This is a genomic window from Streptomyces sp. NPDC005574 (assembly GCF_040605435.1).
Classification (GTDB): Bacteria; Actinomycetota; Actinomycetes; order Streptomycetales; family Streptomycetaceae; genus Streptomyces.
This window is the reverse complement of sequence record NZ_JBEXCW010000003.1, coordinates 97789-120280: the sequence shown is the minus strand read 5'-3', so window position 1 is coordinate 120280 and position 22492 is coordinate 97789. Positions and strand designations below refer to the sequence as shown.

The window sequence follows — 22492 nt, the reverse complement described above, 5'->3', positions numbered from 1 at the left end:
TTCGGTAGAAGCATCGGTACCAGACGGCCGCGCACGGCGGACGGCGCACAGCACGAAGGAGGCGGCCATGGCCTCACCCATGTCCGCGGGCGGATTCCTGGCCGCACTCAGGGCGGAGGGCCTCACCGTGGTCGAGGTCGGCGACTGGCGCCACCACAACCGCAACCACAAGGGGCCCTGGGGCCCGGTCCACGGCGTGATGATCCACCACACCGTGACGCACGGTGGCGCCCTGACGGTGGCGCTGTGCCGGGACGGGCGCCCGGACCTGCCGGGGCCGCTGTGCCACGGCGTCATCACCAAGGACGGCACCGTCCACCTCGTCGGCTACGGCCGGGCCAACCACGCCGGACTCGGCGACGACGACGTGCTGCGCGCGGTGATCGGGGAGAAGGCGCTGCCGCACGACAACGAGGCGGACACCGACGGCAACCGCCACTTCTACGGCTTCGAGTGCGAGAACCTCGGCGACGGCGAGGACCCCTGGCCGGCGGTCCAGCTGGAGGCCGTGGAGAAGGCCGCCGCCGCCCTGTGCCGGCACCACGGCTGGACCCAGCGGTCGGTCCTCGGACACCTGGAGTGGCAGCCGGGGAAGGTCGACCCGCGCGGGTTCAGCATGGCGTGGCTGCGGGAGCGGGTGCGGGACCGGCTGAAGTAGGGCACGGCCCGGCCGGGGCGGCGACAATGGTGCCGTGACCAGCCCCGACACCGCCGCCCTGCGCCCCCGCCTGCCCTCGCCCGTGCAGGAACTGTCGGATCCGCGCTGTGCCCGTCACGGCGTCCGTCTGCTGCTCAAGCGCGACGACCTGGTCCACCCGGAGCTCATCGGCAACAAATGGCGCAAACTCGCGCCGAACCTCGCGGCCGCGGCGGGCCGTACGCTCCTCACCTTCGGCGGCGCCTACTCCAACCACCTGCGGGCCACGGCCGCCGCCGGCCGCCTGCTGGGCCTGCCGACGGTCGGCGTGGTCCGCGGCCAGGAACTCGCCGACCGCCCCCTCAACCCCTCACTGGCCCGGTGTGCGGCGGACGGCATGCGACTGCGGTTCGTCGACAGGTCGACGTATCGCCACAAGAGCGAACCGGACACCCTCCGGGCGCTGCTGCGCGCGGCGGACGCCGAGGACGCGTACGTCGTCCCGGAGGGCGGCAGCAACGCCCTGGCCGTACGGGGCTGCCGGGCGCTCGGCGCGGAGCTGCGCGGCCGAGGTGACGTCGTCGCGGTCGCCTGCGGCACCGGCGGCACCCTCGCCGGGCTGGCCGCCGGGCTCGCCCCGGGCCAGCGGGCGCTGGGCGTGCCCGTCCTGCGGGGCGGCTTCCTGACGGCCGGCATAGCGGCCCTGCAGGCGGAGGCGTTCGGCGGCCCGCGCGGGTCCTGGCACCTGGACGAGCGCTTCCACTTCGGCGGGTACGCCCGCACCGGCGCGGAACTCGACGCCTTCGCACGCGACTTCGAGGACCGCCACGGACTGCCCGTCGAGCGTCTCTATGTGGCCAAGTTGCTGTACGGCGTCCTCGCGCTCGTCGAGGAGGGCGCCTTCCCGCGCGGGACGGCGGTGACGGCCGTCGTCACGGGCCGGCCGTTCGGCCCGCGACCCTGACACCGGCCTGCTCCCGCGCGCGGACACTCAGCTCGCCGCCTCCCGGAAGGCCGCCGCTTCCTCCAGGTCGAGCCTGCGCAGCAACGTCCGCAGCATCTCGTCGTCGATGTGGCGGGTGTCCCGCAGCCGCACGAACATCTTCCGCTCGGAGCTGATCATCTCCCGCGACAGACGCCGGTAGGTGTCGTCGACGGTCTCCCCGGTGAGCGGGTTGACCTGGCCGAGGCGTTCCCAGACGGCGTTGCGGCGGCGCTCCAGGACCGCGCGCAGCCGGTCGGCGAGCGGCGGCGGAAGCGCGTTGCGCTCGTCGTCGAGGAGTTCCTCCAGCCGCCGCTCGGCGACCAGGGACGCCTGCGCCTGGGCGTTGGCCTCGGCGAGCGTCTCGGCCTGCTGGTCACGGCCGGGCAGCTTCAGCAGGCGGATCAGCGGGGGCAGGGTCACGCCCTGCACGACGAGTGTCCCGATGACGGTCGTGAAGGTCAGGAAGAGGATCAGGTTGCGCCCGGGGAACGGTTCGCCGCCGTGCACCGTCAGCGGGATCGAGAACGCGATGGCCAGCGAGACCACCCCGCGCATGCCGGCCCAGCCGATCACGAACGCGCCCTTCCAGGTGGGGTTGGACTCCCGCTCCCGGATGCGCGCCGACGCCAGGCGCGGCAGGAACGTCGCCGGGTACACCCACACGAAGCGGGTGACGACCACGACCAGGAAGACGGCCACCGCGTACCAGGCGGCGGTGCCGCCCTCGTACTCCCCGAGGCCCTTGAGGACCACCGGCAGCTGGAGTCCGATCAGGGCGAACACCGACGACTCCAGGACGAACGCGACCATCTTCCACACCGCCTCCTCCTGGAGCCGCGTCGCGAAGTCCACCTCCCACGCGCGGTGGCCGAGGTACAGCGCGACGACCACGACCGCGAGGACTCCGGAGGCGTGCACCTGCTCGGCGACCGCGTAGGCGACGAAGGGGATCAGCAGGGAGAGCGTGTTCTGCAGCAGCGCCTCCTTCAGATGGGTGCGCAGCCAGTGGATCGGCACCATCAGCAGCAGGCCGATCCCGACGCCGCCGACCGCCGCGAGCAGGAACTCGCCGATCCCTTCGGCCCAGGTGGCGCCCTCGCCGACCGCCGCGGCGAGGGCGACCCGGTAGGCGGTGATCGCGGTCGCGTCGTTCACCAGCGACTCGCCCTGGAGGATCGTGGTGATCCGGGAGGGCAGCCCGACCCGGCGCGCCACCGCGGTCGCGGCGACGGCGTCCGGCGGCGCCACCACCGCGCCCAGCACCAGGGCCGCGGCCAGCGGCAGCCCCGGGACGATCCGGTAGACGGCCCAGCCGACCACGAAGGTGGCGAACAGCACGTACCCCACCGACAGCAGCGCGACGGGCCGCAGCTGCGCGCGCAGGTCGAGGTAGGAGCTGTCGGTGGCGGACGTGTAGAGCAGCGGGGGCAGGATCAGCGGGAGCACGATGTGCGGGTCGAGGGTGTAGTCGGGAACACCGGGGACGTACGAGATCACCAGGCCGACCGCTACCAGCAGCAGCGGTGCCGGCACCGGGGTGCGCCGGGCTCCCGCCGCGACCGCCGCGCTCCCCGCCACCAGCAACAGCAGTGGCATCACGTCCATGGTTCCCGCCCGCCCTCGGTTTTTTGCGCGCGGTCACCCGCACACCCGTCGTAATCTGGCAATCATGAAACAGTGCACGCATGCCGACGCGCTGCCGCACCCGGAACCCGGGCCGCTGAGCGAGACCTGCCTGGAGTGCCTGCGCGACGGTACGCACCCGGTACAGCTTCGGCTGTGCCTCACGTGTGGTCACGTCGGCTGCTGCGACTCGTCGCCGGCCCGGCACGCCAACGAGCACCACAAGGACACCGGCCACCCCGTCATGCGGACCTTCGAACCCGGTGAGAACTGGCGTTGGTGCTTCGTGGACCACGTACTCGTGTGACGCTGGTCCGGTGACTCCGGACCGCGTGGGGAGACTCCCGATCCGGACGGTTCGACCGTCTGACGTCTGGGTACGTCAACCCGACGTGCCCTGTTCCCAATTGGGGCCGCGGACCCTCTAGCCACGGAGCGTACTCATAGGTTTACTATGAGTGACAGCAGGGGGTTGGGGTCCCGGGGACAGGAAAGTCGAGAGCGCGGTAGCGTCACCGCTGCACGACGTGTCGCTTTACCCCGGGGGGCGACCCTCGGCCCGAAAAACTTGTACCACCTTGGAGGTGAGGGTGTCCCAGATCGCAGGCGAACCCGCGACCCAGGACTTCGTGGAAGTCCGGCTGCCGGCTGCGGGTGCCTACCTGTCGGTGCTGCGGACGGCCACGGCCGGCCTCGCGGCCCGTTTGGACTTCACCCTCGACGAGATCGAGGACCTCCGCATCGCGGTGGACGAGGCCTGCGCGATCCTGCTCCAGCAGGCCGTGCCGGGCTCGGTGCTCAGCTGCGTCTTCCGGCTCGTCGACGACTCGCTCGAGGTCACCGTCTCGGCGCCGACCACGGACGGTCACGCGCCCGCGCGGGACACGTTCGCCTGGACCGTGCTGTCAGCCCTGGCGGGCAAGGTCTCCTCCGCCGTGGACGAGGACAAAACCGTTTCGATCAGCCTCTACAAACAGCGCGGCGCGGGACCCGGGCCGGCGTGAGGGACGGGGACGGGCCGGTGCGGGACGAAGAGCGCGGCACACGGGAGCTGCCGGCCGAGGGGGGTCTCCCCGGATCGGGTACGGCCGGGGGCTCGGGAGCGGACGGCCCGAGTGCGTTGCGGCGCACTGCGGACGGCATCGACGGCATCGACGGCATCCCCGAGCAGGCCAGGCCGCACCCGGAGGACGACTCCTCGGAGCCCGTCCCCGCGGGCGACGGGCAGGGGGAGCGGGAAGGTGCCGCGCAGAGCACGCCCGCGGACACAGAGGTCGGCGTCACCCCCGTCCCAGCGGAGGCGCGGGCTCGGGGAAGGGCAACGGGCGGGACGATGAGCGAGCACGAGCGAGAAGACGAAAAGGCCCCGCAGCGCGTGCGGGCCACTCAGCACAGCCCGCAGGACCGCAGCGGGGCACGCGCCCTGTTCATCGAACTGCGCAAGCTGCAGGACGGCAGCCCCGAGTACGCGGAGCTGCGCAACCGGCTGGTCCGCATGCACCTGCCGCTCGTCGAGCACCTCGCCCGCCGCTTCCGCAACCGCGGCGAGCCGCTGGACGACCTGACCCAGGTCGCCACCATCGGCCTGATCAAGTCCGTGGACCGCTTCGACCCGGAGCGCGGCGTCGAGTTCTCGACGTACGCGACCCCCACGGTCGTCGGCGAGATCAAGCGCCACTTCCGCGACAAGGGCTGGGCGGTGCGCGTCCCGCGCCGGCTGCAGGAACTGCGCCTCGCGCTGACCACGGCGACGGCCGAGCTCTCGCAGCAGCACGGCCGCTCCCCCACCGTCCACGAACTGGCCGAGAAGCTGGCCATCTCGGAGGAGGAGGTCCTGGAGGGTCTGGAGTCCGCCAACGCGTACTCCACGCTGTCCCTCGACGTCCCCGACACGGACGACGAGTCCCCCGCGGTCGCGGACACCCTGGGCGCCGAGGACGAGGCGCTGGAGGGCGTCGAGTACCGCGAATCGCTCAAGCCACTCCTGGAAGATCTCCCGCCGCGCGAGAAGCGGATCCTGCTGCTGCGGTTCTTCGGCAACATGACCCAGTCGCAGATCGCGCAGGAGGTCGGCATCTCGCAGATGCACGTGTCCCGCCTGCTGGCCCGGACGCTGGCACAGCTGCGGGAGAAGCTGCTCGTGGAGGAGTAGGCCCGGGAGCGGACGGACGAGCAGGCCGCACGGGCCCGGAGCCGGCGCCCCGGCCCCGGCCTCCTACCCGCGCTCTCCGTCCCCGTCCCGGTCCCGGCCCGGCCCCTTGATCCCGAGGGCCCGGGTCGTCGCCGGATTGACGAGCAGCACCAGCGCCACGACCGCGACGACCGCGAGCACGATCCCGGCCGGGATCGCCATGCTGTCGGCCTGCAGCAGGTCGTACGCCACCAGCAGGGCCACGAGCTGCGTGATGACTGCGGGACCCCGGCTCCAGCCGCGCCGGCCGAGCAGCCCGCGCGCGGCGAGCAGCGGCAGCAGCGCGAGGACGATCAGCGTGATGCCGCCCGTGACGGCCGACCCGCGGTCGTCCGGCTCCCCGGTGAGGCCCTCGACCAGGATCCAGGCGCCGCCGACGACCAGGGCGAGCCCCTCCAGCGCGGCGAGCGCCGCCGCGGCGGTCAGCCGGGTGGGGCGGGGCCCGGTGTCCCGGGCGGCTTCGGCTTCGGGGGCGGGATTCTGCTGAGGGGTCACCCTTGCAGGGTAGCCGCGCCCGCGCCGCCTCCCGTGGTGAGGTTCACGCACCGAACTCTTACGTGATCCTTGACTCGGCCTGGGATCGGTACCGCCGAGTAGGTACGCTGCAATCCATGCGTGCACTCCTCGTGGTCAATCCGGCGGCAACCACCACAAGCGCACGTACGCGCGATGTCCTGATCCACGCGCTCGCGAGCGAGATGAAACTCGAGGCGGTCACCACCGAGTACCGCGGCCACGCGCGGGACCTCGGCCGCCAGGCGGCGGAGAGCGGGAACGTCGACCTGGTGGTGGCCCTCGGCGGTGACGGCACCGTCAACGAGGTCGTCAACGGTCTGTTGCACGCCGGGCCCGAGCCGGAGCGCCTGCCCGGGCTCGCGGTGGTCCCCGGCGGCTCCACGAACGTCTTCGCCCGGGCCCTGGGGCTGCCCAACGACGCGGTGGAGGCGACGGGCGCGCTGCTGGACGCGCTGCGCGAGGGCCGGGAGCGCACGGTCGGGCTGGGTCTGACGTCCGGCACCCCGGGCACAGAGGACGAGGCCGTGCCGTCCCGCTGGTTCACCTTCAACGCCGGACTCGGTTTCGACGCGGGTGTGGTGGGCCGCGTGGAACAGCAGCGCGAGCGGGGCCGCCGGTCGACGCACGCTCTGTATGTGCGCCAGGTGATGCGGCAGTTCCTCGGGGAGACCAACCGCCGGCGCGGCATGGTCAGTGTCGAGCGGCCCGGCGAGGAGACGGTCACCGATCTGGTGGTGGCGATAGTTTCGAACACCTCGCCCTGGACGTATCTCGGTAATCGCCCCATGTACACGTCGCCTAAGGCCTCGTTCGATAAAGGGCTCGACGTACTCGGTCTCAGCCGCCTTTCGACGGCCGCGGTTGCCCGGTATGGCACCCAGTTGCTCGCTTCGTCCCCCGAGCGCGGACCCCATGGCAAGCACGCCGTGTCCCTGCACGACCTGACCGAGTTCACCTTGCATTCGAAGGCCCCGCTACCCCTTCAGATGGACGGCGACCACCTCGGGCTCCGTACGAGCGTGACGTTCACAGGCGTACGCCGTGCACTGCGTGTGATTGTGTGAGCAGAAGGCGCGAAAGTCCTTTCACTCGAACGTTTAGACCAGGGTCCACCCCATGGAAGTACGGCTGTGACCTAGTCGACACCGAGGAATCAAAAAAAACTTTCCGGAAGGGGTTGTATCCGCCGCTGAGGTTTGCGAGTCTCTACGTGGCGATCGAGACGGCCCGCAACACCGGCCTCCACTGATCACCAGAACCCCTCAACACTCACAGGACCACACCAGGGAACCTGGCAGTCGGCCCTTCACTTGTTGAGGGATTCGTGAAAGCGTTCACATTCACAAGCAACGTGCATGTAATACCAAGGAGAGGTAGCAGCCATGGACTGGCGTCACAACGCCGTTTGCCGCGAGGAAGACCCCGAGCTCTTCTTCCCCATCGGCAACACCGGTCCTGCGCTGCTGCAGATCGAGGAAGCCAAGGCCGTCTGCCGCCGCTGCCCCGTCATGGAGCAGTGCCTGCAGTGGGCGCTCGAGTCCGGTCAGGACTCCGGCGTCTGGGGTGGTCTCAGCGAGGACGAGCGCCGTGCGATGAAGCGCCGCGCCGCCCGCAACCGGGCCCGTCAGGCCACCGCCTGACATACCCGCCCCGCGACAGCCTGGCACGGCGGCGCGTACAGCGCGTACGCATCTCCCGCCCCCGAGCCGCAGCGCGCAGTACCCCCGATGCGCAGCACACGCTGGCAACGAGCATGAGGAAGCCCCGGACCGCCACGGTCCGGGGCTTCCTGCTGTTCTTCTTCCGGCGGGTCGCCGGCGGGCCGCGCTACTTGGGGGCCCGCACCGGGATGTCGAGGATCACCCGCGTGCCCCGCTCCGGCGCCGGGACCATGTCGAACGTGCCGCCCAACTCGCCCTCCACCAGCGTCCGTACGATCTGCAGGCCGAGGTTGCCGCCGGTGTGCGGGTCGAAGCCCTCGGGCAGTCCGACGCCGTCGTCCTGGACGGTGACCAGGAGACGGGTGTCCTGCGTGGTGCCGCTGCGGACCGCCGATACCTCGACGGTGCCGGTCTCGCCCTCGCGGAAGCCGTGCTCCAGGGCGTTCTGCAGGATCTCCGTCAGCACCATCGACAGGGGTGTGGCGACCTCGGCGTCCAGGATGCCGAAGCGGCCGGTGCGCCGGCCGGCCACCTTGCCCGGCGAGATCTCGGCGACCATCGCGAGGACCCGGTCGGCGATCTCGTCGAACTCCACCCGCTCGTCCAGGTTCTGGGAGAGCGTCTCGTGCACGATCGCGATCGAGCCGACCCGCCGTACGGCCTCCTCCAGGGCCTCGCGGCCGCGGTCGGACTCGATGCGCCGGGCCTGGAGCCGCAACAGGGCGGCCACCGTCTGGAGGTTGTTCTTCACCCGGTGGTGGATCTCCCGGATGGTGGCGTCCTTGGTGATCAACTCACGCTCGCGGCGGCGCAGTTCCGTCACGTCCCGCAGCAGGACCAGCGAACCGATGCGGATGCCCTTGGGCTTGAGCGGGATCGCCCGGAACTGGATCACCCCGTCGTGCGACTCGATCTCGAACTCGCGGGGCGCCCAGCCGCTGGCGACCTTGGCCAGCGCCTCGTCCACCGGGCCGAGCGTGGGGGCGAGTTCGGCGGTGGTCTCGCCCAGGTGCTGGCCGACCAGGTCGGTCGCGAGGCCGAGGCGGTGGTAGGCGGAGAGCGCGTTCGGCGAGGCGTACTGGACGACGCCGTCCGCGTCCAGCCGGACCAGGCCGTCGCCCACGCGGGGCGAGGCGTCCATGTCCACCTGCTGGTCGGGGAAGGGGAAGGAGCCCGCCGCGATCATCTGCGCCAGGTCGGAGGCGCTCTGGAGGTACGTCAGCTCCAGGCGGCTCGGGGTGCGCACGGTCAGGAGGTTGGTGTTGCGCGCGATGACGCCGAGCACGCGGCCCTGCCGCCGGACGGGGATCGACTCGACGCGGACCGGGACCTCCTCGCGCCACTCGGGGTCGCCCTCACGGACGATGCGCCCCTCGTCGAGGGCCGCGTCCAGCATCGGGCGGCGCCCGCGCGGGACGAGGTGGCCGACCATGTCGTCCTGGTACGAGGTGGGGCCGGTGTTGGGCCGCATCTGGGCGACGGACACGTAGCGGGTGCCGTCGCGGGTGGGCACCCACAGGACGAGGTCGGCGAAGGAGAGATCGGAGAGCAGCTGCCACTCCGAGACCAGCAGGTGGAGCCACTCGAGGTCGGAGTCCTCGAGGGCGGTGTGCTGGCGTACGAGTTCGTTCATGGAGGGCACGTGGCCGAGCGTACCTGGGGGTATGTGCAGGGCCTAAAACAGGCCGTACGGGGACGCGGGGACGGTCACGGCGTGTGGACGGGGCCCGGAGACACCCGCGGGCCGCGGCGCCTGGGAGGGACCCTCAACCCTCCCGGCACCGCAGCCCGGAGCAACAACGGCCGCGGGGTGTGCGGTCCCGGTCGGCCGAAGGGTGAGGAGCCGGGGCAGTCAGGGCAGAGAGCTCCGGATCCTCGGTCCGTCCTCCTGTGCGGGGAGGACGGAGGCGTGGTGGTTTCTCCTCCGCATTCTGGACTAGACCACTACGTGTGTCCATGCGTTGGAGGCTGTTTGTTGTTGTCTCTTCTGGAACGGGCGGACTCCCTGGCGTCCACCACGCAGCCTAACCCGTGTGGGTTCGTGTGCGGGGCGGGATCGACAGGACAGTTTCCGCGGACGCCGCCGGCTCGCCGCCCTCTGTTAGATTGGTCTAAACCACATATCATCATTCTTACCGTGTTCGGATCGCTCTTCAGATCGGCAGGCCCAGCGTGGAAGTTGTCATCGTTCCGGACGCCCGGTCGGGCGGCGAGCTCATCGCCGACGCCATCGCCCGCCTCCTGCGGCGCAGGCCCGAGGCGCTGCTCGGGGTGGCCACCGGCTCGACCCCGCTGCCCGTCTACGAGGCGCTGTCGGCCGGCGTGAAGTCCGGTGCCGTGGACGCCTCGCGGGCCCGGATCGCGCAGCTCGACGAATACGTGGGGCTGCCCGCCGACCACCCGGAGTCCTACCGCTCGGTGCTGCGGCGCGAGGTGCTGGAGCCGCTCGGCATCGGCATGGACGCGTTCATCGGTCCCGACGGCACGGCCGAGGACGTGCTCGGGGCGTGCGAGGCGTACGACCGGGCACTGGCCGAGGCCGGCGGGGTGGACCTCCAACTGCTCGGGATCGGCACCGACGGGCACATCGGGTTCAACGAGCCCTGCTCCTCGCTCGCCTCCCGGACCAGGATCAAGACGCTCACCGAGCAGACCCGCGTGGACAACGCGCGCTTCTTCGACGGCGACATCGAGCAGGTCCCGCACCACGTCATCACGCAGGGCATCGGCACCATCCTGGAGGCCCGGCACCTGGTGCTGCTGGCCACCGGGGAGGGCAAGGCCGAAGCGGTCGCCGCGACGGTCGAGGGACCGGTCGCCGCGATCTGCCCGGCCTCCGCGCTCCAGCTCCACCCGCACGCCACGGTCGTCGTCGACGAGGCCGCCGCGTCCGAGCTGAAGCTCGCCGACTACTTCCGGCACACCTTCGCCCACAAGCCGGAGTGGCAGGGCATCTGAGGACCTCTCGTCCGGAGCAGGCAGGGCGCGCGGCCGGTCCGGACGAAAGACCCCCAGGGCCTCTCGTCACCGGCCCCGCACACACGGAAGGCGCCGGTCCCCGAGGGGGCCGGCGCCTTCGCCGCAGGGGTCACACGCCCGCGACGACCTCCGCCGCCGCGCGGCCGCACACCCGGGCCGCGCCGTGGGTGGCGATGTGCACGGCTCCGCGCGGGGCGGCCCGCGGCAGGCCCATCTCCACGACGATCGTGTCGGGGCGGGCCGCCAGCAGGGTGTCGAGGGCGACCGCCATCCAGGGGTGGCGGTGCTCGTCGCGTACGACGGCCACGATCCGGCGCTCACCGGCGGAGGCCAGGGCGAGGTGCCCGGCGTCCTCACCGGAGAAGCTGCCCGTGCGGGTGCCGGGGAGCAGCCGGGAGAGTTCCGCGGCCACGCCCCAGGGCGTCTCGTCGCCGACCGCGATGTTCGCGACGGGGGTGAGCGCGGCGACATACGGCGCTTCGGTCAGGGGGGTGAAGTCGGCCGCTCCGGTGATGCGCAGGGCGCGCCGGGCCGCGCGCAGGCCGACCTCGGGGTCCGCGGCGAGTTGTCCGGCGCCGCCGGCCGCCGACGCCGTCCAGCGGGCCAGGGCGCGGACCCGTTCCGCCGCGTCCGCGAGGCGTTCCTCGGGCAGCTCGCCGGAGCGCACCGCCGTGACCAGGGCGTCGCGCAGGCGCAGTACCGTTTCCTCGTCGGACAGGCCGCCGCCCACGCAGATCGCGTCGGCGCCGGCCGCGACGGCCAGGACGCTGCCGCGCTCGATGCCGTAGGTGCCGGCGATGGCCCGCATCTCCATGCCGTCGGTGACGATCAGGCCGTCGTAGCCGAGTTCGCCGCGCAGCAGGTCGGTCAGGATGCGCCGGGACAGTGTGGCCGGACGGTCCGGGTCGAGGGCGGGGACCAGGATGTGGGCGCTCATCACCGCGCGGGTGCCGGCGGCGACGGCGGCACGGAACGGCACGAGTTCGCGGCCGCGCAGCCCGTCCGCTCCCACGTCGATGCGGGGCAGCGCGTGGTGGGAGTCGACCGCGGTGTCGCCGTGGCCGGGGAAGTGCTTGGTGCAGGCGGCGACACCGGCGGACTGCAGGCCGGTGACGTAGGCGGCCGTGTGCCGGGCGGCCAGGTCGGTGTCGGCGCCGAAGGACCGGACGCCGATGACCGGGTTGGCCGGGTTGGAGTTGACGTCCGCCGACGGGGCCCAGTTGAGGTCGACCCCGCAGGCGGCGAGCCGGCGGCCGAGCTCGGCGGCGACCTGCCGGGTCAGCTCGACGTCGTCGACCGCGCCGAGCGCGTGGTTGCCGGGGAAGGAGGAACCGGTGCGCACCTCGAGCCGGGTGACGTCACCGCCCTCCTCGTCGATCGCGACCAGCACGTCCGGGCGTTCGGCGCGCAACCGGCCGGTCAGCGCGGAGAGTTGCTCGGGCGAGGCGATGTTGCGGCCGAACAGTCCGACGGAGGCGAGTCCCTCGCCGAGCCTACGCAGCAGCCAGTCGGGGGGCGTGGTGCCGGGAAAGCCGGGCTGGAGGACGGTCAGCGCGTCACGCGAGAGGCCGTCTCCCCCTGAATCGGACGCAGTGGTGCCACTGGCGAATGTCGTCATCGGGCTGCGTTATCCCTTCACGGCGCCAGCGGTCAGACCCGCGGCCATCTTGCGCTGGACGAGGAGGAACAGGACGACGATCGGCACGGCCATCATCGTGGAACCGGCCATCATCGGGGCGTACTCGGTGCCGTGCTTGGTGGTGAAGTTGCCGAGCCAGACGGTCGCGGTCTGGTTCTTCTGGCTGAGCAGCATCAGGGCGTACAGGTACTCGTTCCAGGCCTGGATGAAGCCGTAGACCGAGGTGGCGACCATGCCGGGGGCCAGCAGCGGGAAGACGACCCGGATGAAGGCGCCGGTGCGGGAGCAGCCGTCGACCATGGCCGCCTCCTCCAGTTCCCTGGGGATGTTGACGATGAAGCCGCGCAGCGTCCACACCGTGAAGGGGAGGATGAAGGTCAGGTACGTGAGGATCAGGCCGGTGAGCTTGTCGTACTGCTCCAGGTCGTTGAGGAGCAGGAAGACCGGGATGATCATGGCGACCAGCGGGATCATCTGGACCGCCAGGATGCCCACGATCACGATCTTGCGGCCGCGGAAGGCGAAGCGGGAGATGGCGAGCGCGGCCAGCATGCCGACCACGATGCCGATGGCCACCACCGACAGGGACACGATCAGGCTGCGGCCGACGGGACCCCAGAAGTCGGCGATGTCCAGCGCCCGGCTGAAGTTGGAGAGGGTGAAGCCGGTCGGCAGCAGGCTCGGGTCGGGGTCGATGGCGTCCTTGGCCGGCTTGAACGCCGTGTTGAGCATCCAGTAGACCGGGAAGCCCGCGCTGACGAAGACGAGGAGACCGAGAAGGTTCCAGCCGGCCCTGCTCTTTCGGGGCCGGGGGGTGCCCACGGCGCGGGACGTGGTGGCGGCGGCGTCCACGGTGGTCATTCGACGTCTCCGATCTTCAGCATCTGGCGCATGTAGACGGCGACCACGCCGAGCAGCAGCACCACGGTGAGCAGGGCGATCGCGGAGCCCTGCGCGTAGTCGTTGACCACGAAGGCCCGGTCGTAGGAGTACGTGGTGAGGAGCTGGAACTCCGCCTCCGGATGGCCGTTGCGCATCACGAAGACCTGCGGGAAGACGCCCATGTCCCAGATGACCGAGAGGGTCGTCAGCATCACGATGATCGGCTTGAGGATGGGGAGGGTGACGTACCGGAACACGCCCCAGGCTCCGGCGCCGTCCAGCCGGGCCGCCTCCTCCAGTTCGGCGGGCACCTGGGTGAGGCCCGCGCTGAGGGTGATGACGACGAACGGCACGGCTCCCCAGACCACCAGGAGCATGATCACGGCCAGCCCCTGCGGGCCGCTGGCGAACCAGTTGTGGCCGATCATGTCGACGCCGGGCAGCTTGCTGAGGAGCGCGTTGAGGATGCCGTAGTCGGCGTCGAACAGCCACTTGAAGACCGTGGTGGCGACGATGATCGGCATGCCCCAACTGGCCACCAGCGCGATGTTGATGAGGGTCTTGACCCAGCCGGAGACGCGCTGCAGCAGCAGCGCCACCAGCATCCCGATCACCATGGTGAAGATCACCGAGCCGGCGGCGAAGACGATCGTGCGGACCACGACCTGCCAGAACTCGCTGTCGTCCAGCACCTTGCTGAAGTTGTCGAACCCGACCGACTCGGCCGGCTGGAAGCCCCACAGCTGGGACTGTCCGAACTTCTGGAACGAGAGGGTGACCAGGCGGACCAGCGGATAGCCGAGGACGAGCGCCAGGATCAGCAGACAGGGGGCGAGCAGCAGCCACGGGGTGCCGGCGGCCCCCCGGCTCCGCCTGCCCGGTGGCTTCTCGGTGACGGCCGGTGGTGGTGGCGACGGCCGCGTCGGCGGCACTTTGGCAGTGGTCGTGTCTGCGGCACTCATCCGCGCGCTCCTCAGCGGTCCCTCAGGTCGTACGGAAAGCGGGGCCCCGCTGTCGACGGGGCCCCGTTCCAGGTCACTTGGTGTTGATGACCTTGTCGATCGCGGTGTCCGCCTCCTTGGCGGCGTCCTCGACCGACTTCTTGCCGGTGCCGATCTCCTGCAGCATCGTCTGCAGGACCTGGGCCTTCTCGACCTGGCCCCAGCCCGGTGCCATCGGGACGAACCAGTTGGACTCGGCCGCGGTGGCCGGGACCGCGGTCGCGGGGTCGTTCTTGAGGGTCGCGAGGTCGGTCTTGTTGTTGGGCAGGTTGCCCTTGCCGATCAGGCCCTTCTGGCCGGCGGGACCGGTGAACGCGTTGATCCACTCGGCGGCGAGGGCCTGAGCCTTCGACTTCACCGGGACGGCGAGGTCGCTGCCGCCGAGGAAGACGGGGAGGTTCTTGCCGGACGGGCCGGGCATCACGAAGTTCTCGAGGTTGCCCTTGAGCTTGCCGGTCTTGTCGTTCTTCGGGTCCTCGGAGGTCGCGCCCTCCCAGGCCGCGCCGAAGATCATGCCGGACTTGCCCTGGCCGTAGACGATGTAACGGTCCGACTCGTCCTTGGTCTTGTCGCCGTGCATGTACTTGTCGACGACGTTCTTGAACTCGGTGAGGCCCTTGACGGACTCGGGCGAGGAGAGGTTGGCCTTCCACTGGCCGCCCTCCTCCTTGGCGATGGAGCCGCCGGCGTCGTAGACGAAGGACATGGCCGCGTACCAGTCACGGGTGGGCTGGTACCAGGCGCTGAACTTCTTGCCCTCCTTCTTCTGGACCTTGTCCAGGGCGGAGGTCAGTTCGGCGTACGTCTTCGGGGTGGACTTGACGCCGGCCGAGGCGAAGAGGTCCTTGCGCCAGTTGGCCACGCGGCCACCGGCGTAGTAGGGGACGCCGTAGGTCTTGCCGCCGTAGGTCACCGAGGCCTTGAGGCCGTCCAGCCAGGCGGAGGAGTTGTCGAACTTCGCCGTGTCGAGGGGGGCGAAGGCTCCCTTGACCATGTAGCCGAGCATCTCGGTGTTGCCCATCTCGACCACGTCGGGGGCCTTGTCGGTGGCGAGCACCGCGTCGAGCTTGGTGTTCTTGTCCGGCCAGCCGTAGTACTCGTGGTTGATCTTGACGCCGGGGTGCTTCTTCTGCACGGCGGCGTCGGCGGCCTTCACCAGTTCCGGCCAGTTGTTCTGGGCGTCCACGGTGAGCCAGACGGTCAGCTCCTTGGCGTCCGCGCCGCTCTTGTCCGAACTCCCGCTGCTGTCGTCCCCGCACGCCGCGATGGAGACCATCATGCCCGCGATACCGATCGCGACTATCAGCTTGCGCTTCACGCCACCCTCCTCAGGGATGCCCACGAACCCCCCTGCCTCCCCGCGGTGCCAGCCAAAGCACGTACCGCCCATGAAGCCGGGACTGGACCAATGGTGTAGACCAGTAGGGGGAGCTTGGCCCAGACCAATAGGCGTGTCAAGGGTGTTCAAGCGGGCTCCGGAGGTCCGTGATGCGACCGAGATATGCAGGGACCTTTCATTGCGCAAGCGACCAATCGGACGGACCACCGCCGCTGTACCACAGCCTCGGACCCGGCGCGGTGGACTAGACCAACAACGGCGCCGACGGTATACAGAGGGGATCACGGAGCGTGTGGGGCCAACCCGCCCGGACCGTGCCACGATGTGAGCCGTGGCCGACGGACGTCGGTCGTTTCGGCGTCCGGAGCCGGGAAGGCGGAGCATGAGCACCGAGGTCAGCAGTGCGGAGAACGAGGGTGGGGCGACCGTCCGTACCGCGCGCGTGCCCAAGTACTACCGCCTCAAGAAGCATCTGCTGGACATGACGGAGACGCAGTCGCCCGGCACGCCCGTCCCGCCCGAGCGCACCCTGGCCGCCGAGTTCGACACCTCCCGCACGACCGTGCGCCAGGCGCTGCAGGAACTCGTCGTGGAGGGCCGGCTCGAACGCATCCAGGGCAAGGGCACCTTCGTCGCCAAACCGAAGGTCTCCCAGGCGCTCCAACTCACCTCGTACACCGAGGACATGCGCGCTCAGGGCCTCGAACCCACCTCCCAGCTCCTGGACATCGGCTACATCACCGCCGACGACCGGCTCGCCGACCTGCTCGACATCACGGCCGGCGGCCGGGTGCTGCGCATCGAGCGGCTGCGCATGGCCAACGGCGAGCCGATGGCCATCGAGACGACCCACCTGTCGGCCAAGCGCTTCCCGGCGCTGCGCCGCAGCCTCGTGAAGTACACCTCCCTCTACACCGCGCTCGCCGAGGTCTACGACGTCCACCTCGCCGAGGCCGAGGAGACCATCGAGACCTCGCTGGCCACCCCGCGCGAGGCCGGCCTGCTCGGCACCGACGTGGGCCTGCCGATGCTGATGCTGTCCCGGCACTCGCTGGACCGGACCGGCCAGCCCGTGGAGTGGGTGCGCTCGGTGTACCGGGGCGACCGCTACAAGTTCGTGGCCAGGCTGAAGCGTCCGCAGGACTAGGAGGGTCCCCCGCCTCCCGTCGGGCCAGGTGAGGATGTCGCGTCGATATCCGGACGGGGGCTTTCGCAGTCGTCGCGCCGTCGCCTACATTGCCTGCGCATTGCCCAGGTGATCAGTGAGGGGACGGAGCCGCCATGTCCGATGTGCCCGAAGCAAGACCACCGGTGGTGACACCGGTCCGCGTGGTCATCGCGCTGTGCCTCGCGGCGCCGTTCCTCGCGATGCTGTGGATCGGTTCGTACGCCAGGACGGACCCGGCGTTCATCGGGATCCCGTTCTTCTACTGGTACCAGATGCTGTGGGTGCTCATCTCCACGGCCCTGACGATGACCGCGTACGCGCTGTGGCGCCGTGACCAGCGCGCCCGCGCCGCACGGAGCGGAGGTGCGTCGACGTGAACGACGGAGTCAACGGCGTCGCGCTCGGCGTCTTCATCTTCTTCTTCCTGGCCGTCACGGCCATGGGCTTCCTCGCCGCGCGCTGGCGCAAGGCGGAGAACGAGCACAGCCTCGACGAATGGGGCCTGGGCGGACGGTCGTTCGGCACCTGGGTCACCTGGTTCCTGCTCGGCGGCGACCTCTACACGGCGTACACCTTCGTCGCGGTGCCCGCGGCGATCTACGCGGCCGGCGCGGCGGGCTTCTTCGCCGTCCCGTACACGATCCTGGTGTACCCGCTGATCTTCACCTTCCTGCCGCGCCTGTGGTCGGTCTCGCACAAGCACGGATACGTCACCACCTCGGACTTCGTGCGCGGCCGGTTCGGCTCCAAGGGCCTGTCGCTGGCGGTGGCCGTCACCGGCATCCTGGCGACGATGCCGTACATCGCGCTCCAACTGGTCGGCATCCAGGCCGTGCTGGACGTGATGGGCGTGGGCGGCGGGGAGAACACCAACTGGTTCGTGAAGGACCTGCCGCTGCTGATCGCCTTCGGCGTACTGGCCGCCTACACCTACTCGTCGGGGCTGCGGGCGCCCGCGCTGATCGCTTTCGTGAAGGACGGGCTGATCTACCTCGTCATCGCGGTGGCGATCATCTACATCCCGATCAAACTGGGCGGCTTCGACGACATCTTCGCCAAGGCGGCCGACGCGTTCAGCCAGACCAACCCGGCGACCGGCAAGCCGCGCGGGGCGCTGGTCCCGGCCGAGGCGGGACAGTGGACGTACGCCACCCTGGCGCTGGGCTCCGCCCTCGCCCTGTTCATGTACCCGCACTCGATCACCGCGACGCTCTCCTCACGCAGCCGTGAGGTGATCCGGCGCAACACCACGATCCTGCCGCTGTACTCGCTGATGCTCGGCCTGCTGGCCCTGCTCGGCTTCATGGCGATCGCGGCCGGAGTCAAGGTCACCAACGGGCAGTTGGCGATCCCGCAGCTGTTCGAGGACATGTTCCCGGACTGGTTCGCGGGCGTCGCCTTCGCGGCGATCGGGATCGGCGCGCTCGTCCCGGCGGCGATCATGTCGATCGCGGCCGCGAACCTGTTCACCCGCAACATCTACAAGGACTTCATCCGGCCCGACGCGACACCCGCGCAGGAGACCAAGGTCTCCAAGCTGGTCTCCCTCCTGGTGAAGGTGGGCGCGCTGGTCTTCGTGCTGACCATGGACAAGACGGTGGCGATCAACTTCCAGCTGCTGGGCGGCATCTGGATCCTCCAGACCTTCCCGGCGCTGGTGGGCGGCCTGTTCACCCGCTGGTTCCACCGCTGGGCACTGCTGGCCGGCTGGGCGGTCGGCATGGTCTACGGCACCTTCGCCGCGTACGGCGTCGCCTCCCCCACGCAGAAGCACTTCGGCGGCTCGGCCAAGGAGATCCCCGGCATCGGGGAGATCGGCTACATCGGCCTGACGGCGTTCGTGCTGAACGTCGTCGTCACGGTGGTCCTCACCTTCGTACTGAAGGCGGCGAAGGCCCCCGACGGCATCGACGAGACCCGGCCGCAGGACTACACGGCGGACGCGGGCGACCCGGGCGTACAGGTGGAGCTTCCGCCGGCCACGGCGGGCACCGCGCACTGACCCGAGGACCTGTGCGACAGCGGGCCGCCGGAGCGTCTCCGGCGGCCCGCAGCCGTCTCCCCGGCCTCTCCCCCGCACTCCTCCCGTGGACGCCCGGACACGCTCCGAAGCCGACACGGCACAACATCTGGGGGTGCAACTGCGGCCCGGCACAAGATGTATGCTCATGCTCGCTGTCGCCGCAGGGGAATCCGGTGCGAATCCGGAACTGTCCCGCAACGGTGTACTCATGCGCGCATATCCGCGTACGAGCTCGAGTCCGAGGACCTGCCGACAGTGGCTCCCGGCCGTCCGGCCGGGCTGCCAGGACGTCCGGGCCTCGTGGAATGGGCCGGTGGACGCGACGCCGCGCGCGCTCGCGAGCTGCCCCCTTCCGCAAGGCCCCGTGCCGAGCGAGGGAGAGCCCCACGTGACCATCGCGCCAGCCGAACCGGCCTCAGCGACAGCCGACCCCGTGGCCGACGACGGTCCCGGAGCCGCGCTGCTGCGGACCCTGACCGCGCTGACCGCCGACCTCCCCGACGCCGACCCGGGCCGGGTCGCCGCCGCCGCCCTGCGCGGCCGGTCCGCGCGGGCGGACACGGCGGAACTGCGGGAGCTGGCGACCGAGGCCGCGGCCGGACTCATCTCCGAGGACCCCGCCTACTCGAAGCTGGCCGCCCGGCTGCTGACCCTGGGCATCGCCGCCGAAGCCGCCTCGCAGGGCGTCACGACGTTCACCGAGTCCGTCGCGGTCGGACACCGCGAGGGGCTTCTCGCCGACCGCACCGCCGAGTTCGTCCGCGTCCACGCCGACCGCCTCGACGCCCTGATCGACGCCGGTGCCGACGACCGCTTCGGCTACTTCGGCCTGCGCACCCTGCACAGCCGCTACCTGCTCCGGCACCCGATCACCCGTCAGGTCGTCGAGACACCCCAGCACTTCATGCTGCGGGTCGCCAGCGGCCTCGCGGAGGACGACAGCACCCGCTCGCTGGACGAAGTGGCCGCGCTCTACCGGCTCATGAGCCGTCTCGACTACCTTCCCTCCTCCCCCACCCTCTTCAACTCCGGCACCCGGCACCCCCAGATGTCGTCCTGCTACCTCCTCGACTCCCCGCTGGACGAACTGGACTCCATCTACGACCGCTACCACCAGGTCGCCCGCCTCTCCAAGCACGCCGGCGGCATCGGCCTGTCCTACTCCCGCATCCGCGCCCGCGGTTCACTGATCCGGGGCACCAACGGGCACTCCAACGGCATCGTCCCGTTCCTCAAGACCCTGGACGCCTCGGTCGCCGCCGTGAACCAGGGGGGCCGGCGCAAGGGCGCCGCCGCCGTCTACCTGGAGACCTGGCACTCCGACATCGAGGAGTTCCTGGAACTGCGCGACAACACCGGCGAGGACGCCCGCCGTACGCACAACCTCAACCTCGCGCACTGGATCCCGGACGAGTTCATGCGCCGGGTCGACGCCGACGGCCAGTGGTCGCTGTTCTCCCCCGCCGACGTGCCGGAACTCGTCGACCTGTGGGGCGCGGAGTTCGACGCCGCCTACCGCCGGGCGGAGGCCGCGGGCCTGGCGCGCCGCACCCTGCCGGCCCGCGACCTGTACGGCCGCATGATGCGCACCCTCGCGCAGACCGGCAACGGCTGGATGACCTTCAAGGACGCGGCCAACCGCACCGCCAACCAGACGGCCGAACCCGGCAGTGTCGTCCACTCCTCCAACCTCTGCACCGAGATCCTGGAGGTCACGGACGACGGGGAGACCGCGGTCTGCAACCTCGGGTCGGTCAACCTGGGCGCGTTCGTGGACCCGGCGGCCCAGGACGTCGACTGGGAACGACTGGACGCGACGGTCCGCACGGCCGTCACCTTCCTCGACCGGGTCGTCGACATCAACTTCTACCCGACCGAGCAGGCCGGCCGTTCCAACGCCAGGTGGCGGCCCGTCGGCCTGGGCGTCATGGGCCTCCAGGACGTCTTCTTCCAGCTGCGCCTGCCCTTCGACTCGCCGGCCGCGAAGGCGCTGTCCACGCGCATCGCCGAACGCGTCATGCTCGCCGCCTACGAGGCCTCCGCCGACCTCGCCGAGCGCAACGGCCCGCTGCCGGCCTGGGACAAGACCCGTACCGCCCGGGGGGTGCTGCACCCCGACCACTTCGACGCGGAGTTCACCTGGCCGGAGCGCTGGGCGGCCCTGCGCGAGCGGATCGCGGCCGTCGGCATGCGCAACTCGCTGCTGCTCGCGATCGCGCCCACCGCCACCATCGCCTCGATCGCCGGCGTGTACGAGTGCATCGAGCCGCAGGTCTCCAACCTCTTCAAGCGCGAGACCCTGTCCGGCGAGTTCCTCCAGGTCAACTCCTACCTGGTGCGGGACCTGAAGGAGCTGGGCGTCTGGGACGCGCGCACCCGCGAGGCGCTGCGCGACGCGAACGGCTCGGTGAGCGGCTTCACCTGGATCCCCGAGGACGTACGCGCCCTGTACCGCACGGCCTGGGAACTCCCGCAGCGCGGCCTCATCGACATGGCCGCCGCCCGCACGCCGTTCCTGGACCAGGCCCAGTCGCTGAACCTCTTCCTGGAGACGCCGACCATCGGCAAGCTCTCCTCGATGTACGCCTACGCCTGGCGGTCGGGCCTGAAGACGACGTACTACCTGCGCTCACGCCCGGCGACCCGCATCGCCCGCGCCGCCCGCGCCCAGGCACAGCCCGAACCCGCCGTCCCCCTCCAGCCGGCCGCCGACCCCGACGCCGTCGCCTGCTCCCTTGAGAACCCCGAGTCCTGCGAGGCCTGCCAGTGACGACCGCCGACACCACCAAGAACCTGCTCGACCCGGGCTTCGAACTGACCCTGCGCCCCATGCGCTACCCCGACTTCTACGAGCGCTACCGGGACGCCATCAAGAACACCTGGACCGTGGAGGAGGTCGACCTCGCCTCCGACGTGTCGGACCTGGCGAAACTCTCACCCGGCGAGCAGCACATGATCGGCCGGCTGGTCGCGTTCTTCGCGACGGGCGACTCCATCGTGGCGAACAACCTGGTGCTGACCCTCTACAAGCACATCAACTCCCCCGAGGCGCGCCTGTATCTGAGCAGGCAGCTCTTCGAGGAAGCGGTCCACGTCCAGTTCTACCTGACGCTGCTGGACACCTACCTGCCCGACCCGCAGGACCGCGCGGCGGCCTTCGCCGCGGTGGAGAACATCCCCTCCATCCGCGAGAAGGCGGAGTTCTGCTTCCGGTGGATGGACTCGGTCGAGAAACTCGACCGCCTGGAGACCCGCGCCGACCGCCGCCGCTTCCTCCTCAACCTGATCTGCTTCGCCGCCTGCATCGAGGGCCTCTTCTTCTACGGGGCGTTCGCCTACGTCTACTGGTTCCGCAGCCGGGGCCTGCTGCACGGGCTGGCGACGGGGACGAACTGGGTCTTCCGGGACGAGACCATGCACATGTCGTTCGCCTTCGAGGTGGTCGACACGGTCCGCAAGGAGGAGCCGGACCTCTTCGACGACCAACTCCGGGACCAGGTCACGGACATGATCCGGGAGGCCGTCGAGGCGGAACTCCAGTTCTCCCGCGACCTCTGCGGCGACGGACTGCCGGGCATGAACACCGAGTCGATGCGCCAGTACCTGGAGTGCGTCGCCGACCAACGGCTCACCCGGCTCGGCTTCGCGCCCCTGTACGGATCCGAGAACCCCTTCTCCTTCATGGAGTTGCAGGGCGTCCAGGAACTGACCAACTTCTTCGAGCGGCGCCCGTCGGCGTACCAGGTCGCGGTGGAGGGGACGGTCGACCTCGACGAGGACTTCTGACGCTCCGGAAGCCTCCGGGCTGCTGCCCCATAGGGGGTCCATGGAGCGTCCATGGGCCGTCC

General features: G+C 70.5%; 20 protein-coding genes and 1 riboswitch. Of the genes, 13 read left to right on the top strand and 7 right to left on the bottom strand.

The window, feature by feature from the left end:
* Positions 1–67 precede the first annotated feature (67 nt).
* The gene (locus tag ABZT03_RS03455; protein WP_356032891.1) at positions 68–658 is read left to right on the top strand and encodes an N-acetylmuramoyl-L-alanine amidase; all 591 of its coding nucleotides are present in this window, start codon (positions 68–70) and stop codon (positions 656–658) included.
* 34 nt (positions 659–692) lie between these two features.
* Positions 693–1601, top strand: a complete 909-nt coding sequence (locus ABZT03_RS03450; protein WP_356032888.1) for a pyridoxal-phosphate dependent enzyme — start codon at positions 693–695, stop codon at positions 1599–1601.
* Positions 1602–1628: 27 nt separating this feature from the next.
* Here the strand turns inward: ABZT03_RS03450 and ABZT03_RS03445 are convergent, their stop codons facing one another.
* A complete protein-coding gene (locus ABZT03_RS03445) occupies positions 1629–3227 on the bottom strand; it encodes a Na+/H+ antiporter (protein WP_356032885.1) in 1599 nt (532 codons plus the stop codon).
* Positions 3228–3291: 64 nt separating this feature from the next.
* Here ABZT03_RS03445 and ABZT03_RS03440 point away from each other — a divergent pair, with 64 nt between their 5' ends.
* From ABZT03_RS03440 to ABZT03_RS03430, 3 genes are all read left to right on the top strand, one after another.
* The gene (locus ABZT03_RS03440; RefSeq protein WP_356032881.1) at positions 3292–3552 is read left to right on the top strand and encodes a UBP-type zinc finger domain-containing protein; all 261 of its coding nucleotides are present in this window, start codon (positions 3292–3294) and stop codon (positions 3550–3552) included.
* 283 nt (positions 3553–3835) lie between these two features.
* Entirely contained in the window at positions 3836–4249 is a 414-nt protein-coding gene (locus ABZT03_RS03435; protein ID WP_019058277.1) for an anti-sigma regulatory factor, read from the top strand.
* Positions 4246–5397: an RNA polymerase sigma factor SigF gene (locus tag ABZT03_RS03430; RefSeq protein ID WP_356032877.1), complete on the top strand. Its 1152-nt coding sequence runs from the start codon at positions 4246–4248 to the stop codon at positions 5395–5397. The genes ABZT03_RS03435 and ABZT03_RS03430 overlap by 4 nt, the downstream gene beginning before the upstream one ends.
* 63 nt (positions 5398–5460) lie before the next feature.
* Here the strand turns inward: ABZT03_RS03430 and ABZT03_RS03425 are convergent, their stop codons facing one another.
* Positions 5461–5931 carry a hypothetical protein gene (locus ABZT03_RS03425; RefSeq protein ID WP_356032875.1) on the bottom strand — a complete coding sequence of 157 codons (471 nt, stop codon included), beginning with the start codon at positions 5929–5931 and terminating at the stop codon, positions 5461–5463.
* A gap of 116 nt (positions 5932–6047) precedes the next feature.
* On the opposite strand from ABZT03_RS03425, the gene ABZT03_RS03420 reads away from it, so the two are divergent.
* Together ABZT03_RS03420 and ABZT03_RS03415 are read left to right on the top strand one after the other, a co-directional pair.
* Positions 6048–7016, top strand: a complete 969-nt coding sequence (locus tag ABZT03_RS03420; RefSeq protein ID WP_356032872.1) for a diacylglycerol kinase family protein — start codon at positions 6048–6050, stop codon at positions 7014–7016.
* Positions 7017–7334: 318 nt separating this feature from the next.
* A complete protein-coding gene (locus ABZT03_RS03415) occupies positions 7335–7592 on the top strand; it encodes a WhiB family transcriptional regulator (RefSeq protein WP_006380970.1) in 258 nt (85 codons plus the stop codon).
* Positions 7593–7779: 187 nt separating this feature from the next.
* On the opposite strand, the gene ABZT03_RS03410 is transcribed toward ABZT03_RS03415, so the two are convergent.
* Positions 7780–9255, bottom strand: coding sequence for a PAS domain-containing sensor histidine kinase (locus tag ABZT03_RS03410; RefSeq protein ID WP_356032869.1), 1476 nt, complete (start codon positions 9253–9255; stop codon positions 7780–7782).
* Between the two features lie 530 nt (positions 9256–9785).
* On the opposite strand from ABZT03_RS03410, the gene nagB reads away from it, so the two are divergent.
* Positions 9786–10571 carry a glucosamine-6-phosphate deaminase gene (gene nagB / locus ABZT03_RS03405; RefSeq protein ID WP_356032866.1) on the top strand — a complete coding sequence of 262 codons (786 nt, stop codon included), beginning with the start codon at positions 9786–9788 and terminating at the stop codon, positions 10569–10571.
* Positions 10572–10701: 130 nt separating this feature from the next.
* Here nagB and ABZT03_RS03400 read toward each other — a convergent pair whose 3' ends face one another.
* The 4 genes from ABZT03_RS03400 to ABZT03_RS03385 all read right to left on the bottom strand — a co-directional run bounded on the left by ABZT03_RS03400 (position 10702) and on the right by ABZT03_RS03385 (position 15432).
* Positions 10702–12210, bottom strand: coding sequence for a glycoside hydrolase family 3 protein (locus ABZT03_RS03400; protein ID WP_356032863.1), 1509 nt, complete (start codon positions 12208–12210; stop codon positions 10702–10704).
* Between the two features lie 9 nt (positions 12211–12219).
* Positions 12220–13092: a carbohydrate ABC transporter permease gene (locus tag ABZT03_RS03395; RefSeq protein WP_356032861.1), complete on the bottom strand. Its 873-nt coding sequence runs from the start codon at positions 13090–13092 to the stop codon at positions 12220–12222.
* On the bottom strand, positions 13089–14075 hold the full coding sequence (locus ABZT03_RS03390; RefSeq protein ID WP_356032859.1) for a sugar ABC transporter permease: 987 nt from the start codon (positions 14073–14075) through the stop codon (positions 13089–13091). Before ABZT03_RS03390 ends, ABZT03_RS03395 begins: the two co-directional genes overlap by 4 nt.
* Positions 14076–14148: 73 nt before the next feature.
* Positions 14149–15432, bottom strand: coding sequence for an extracellular solute-binding protein (locus tag ABZT03_RS03385; protein WP_356032856.1), 1284 nt, complete (start codon positions 15430–15432; stop codon positions 14149–14151).
* Between the two features lie 403 nt (positions 15433–15835).
* Here ABZT03_RS03385 and ABZT03_RS03380 point away from each other — a divergent pair, with 403 nt between their 5' ends.
* The 5 genes from ABZT03_RS03380 (at position 15836) to ABZT03_RS03360 (ending at position 22430) form a co-directional block, all read left to right on the top strand.
* Positions 15836–16600: a GntR family transcriptional regulator gene (locus tag ABZT03_RS03380; protein ID WP_356032854.1), complete on the top strand. Its 765-nt coding sequence runs from the start codon at positions 15836–15838 to the stop codon at positions 16598–16600.
* A gap of 134 nt (positions 16601–16734) precedes the next feature.
* Positions 16735–16998, top strand: coding sequence for a DUF3311 domain-containing protein (locus ABZT03_RS03375; protein ID WP_356032851.1), 264 nt, complete (start codon positions 16735–16737; stop codon positions 16996–16998).
* Complete coding sequence (mctP, locus tag ABZT03_RS03370) at positions 16995–18623, top strand: monocarboxylate uptake permease MctP (protein WP_356032849.1); 1629 nt, start codon at positions 16995–16997, stop codon at positions 18621–18623. Before ABZT03_RS03375 ends, mctP begins: the two co-directional genes overlap by 4 nt.
* A 125-nt stretch (positions 18624–18748) precedes the next feature.
* Positions 18749–18913: riboswitch (cobalamin riboswitch) on the top strand.
* A gap of 119 nt (positions 18914–19032) precedes the next feature.
* Positions 19033–21414, top strand: coding sequence for a ribonucleoside-diphosphate reductase subunit alpha (locus tag ABZT03_RS03365; RefSeq protein ID WP_356032846.1), 2382 nt, complete (start codon positions 19033–19035; stop codon positions 21412–21414).
* Between the two features lie 59 nt (positions 21415–21473).
* Positions 21474–22430: a ribonucleotide-diphosphate reductase subunit beta gene (locus tag ABZT03_RS03360; protein WP_356033167.1), complete on the top strand. Its 957-nt coding sequence runs from the start codon at positions 21474–21476 to the stop codon at positions 22428–22430.
* The last annotated feature ends 62 nt before the right edge of the window (positions 22431–22492 follow it).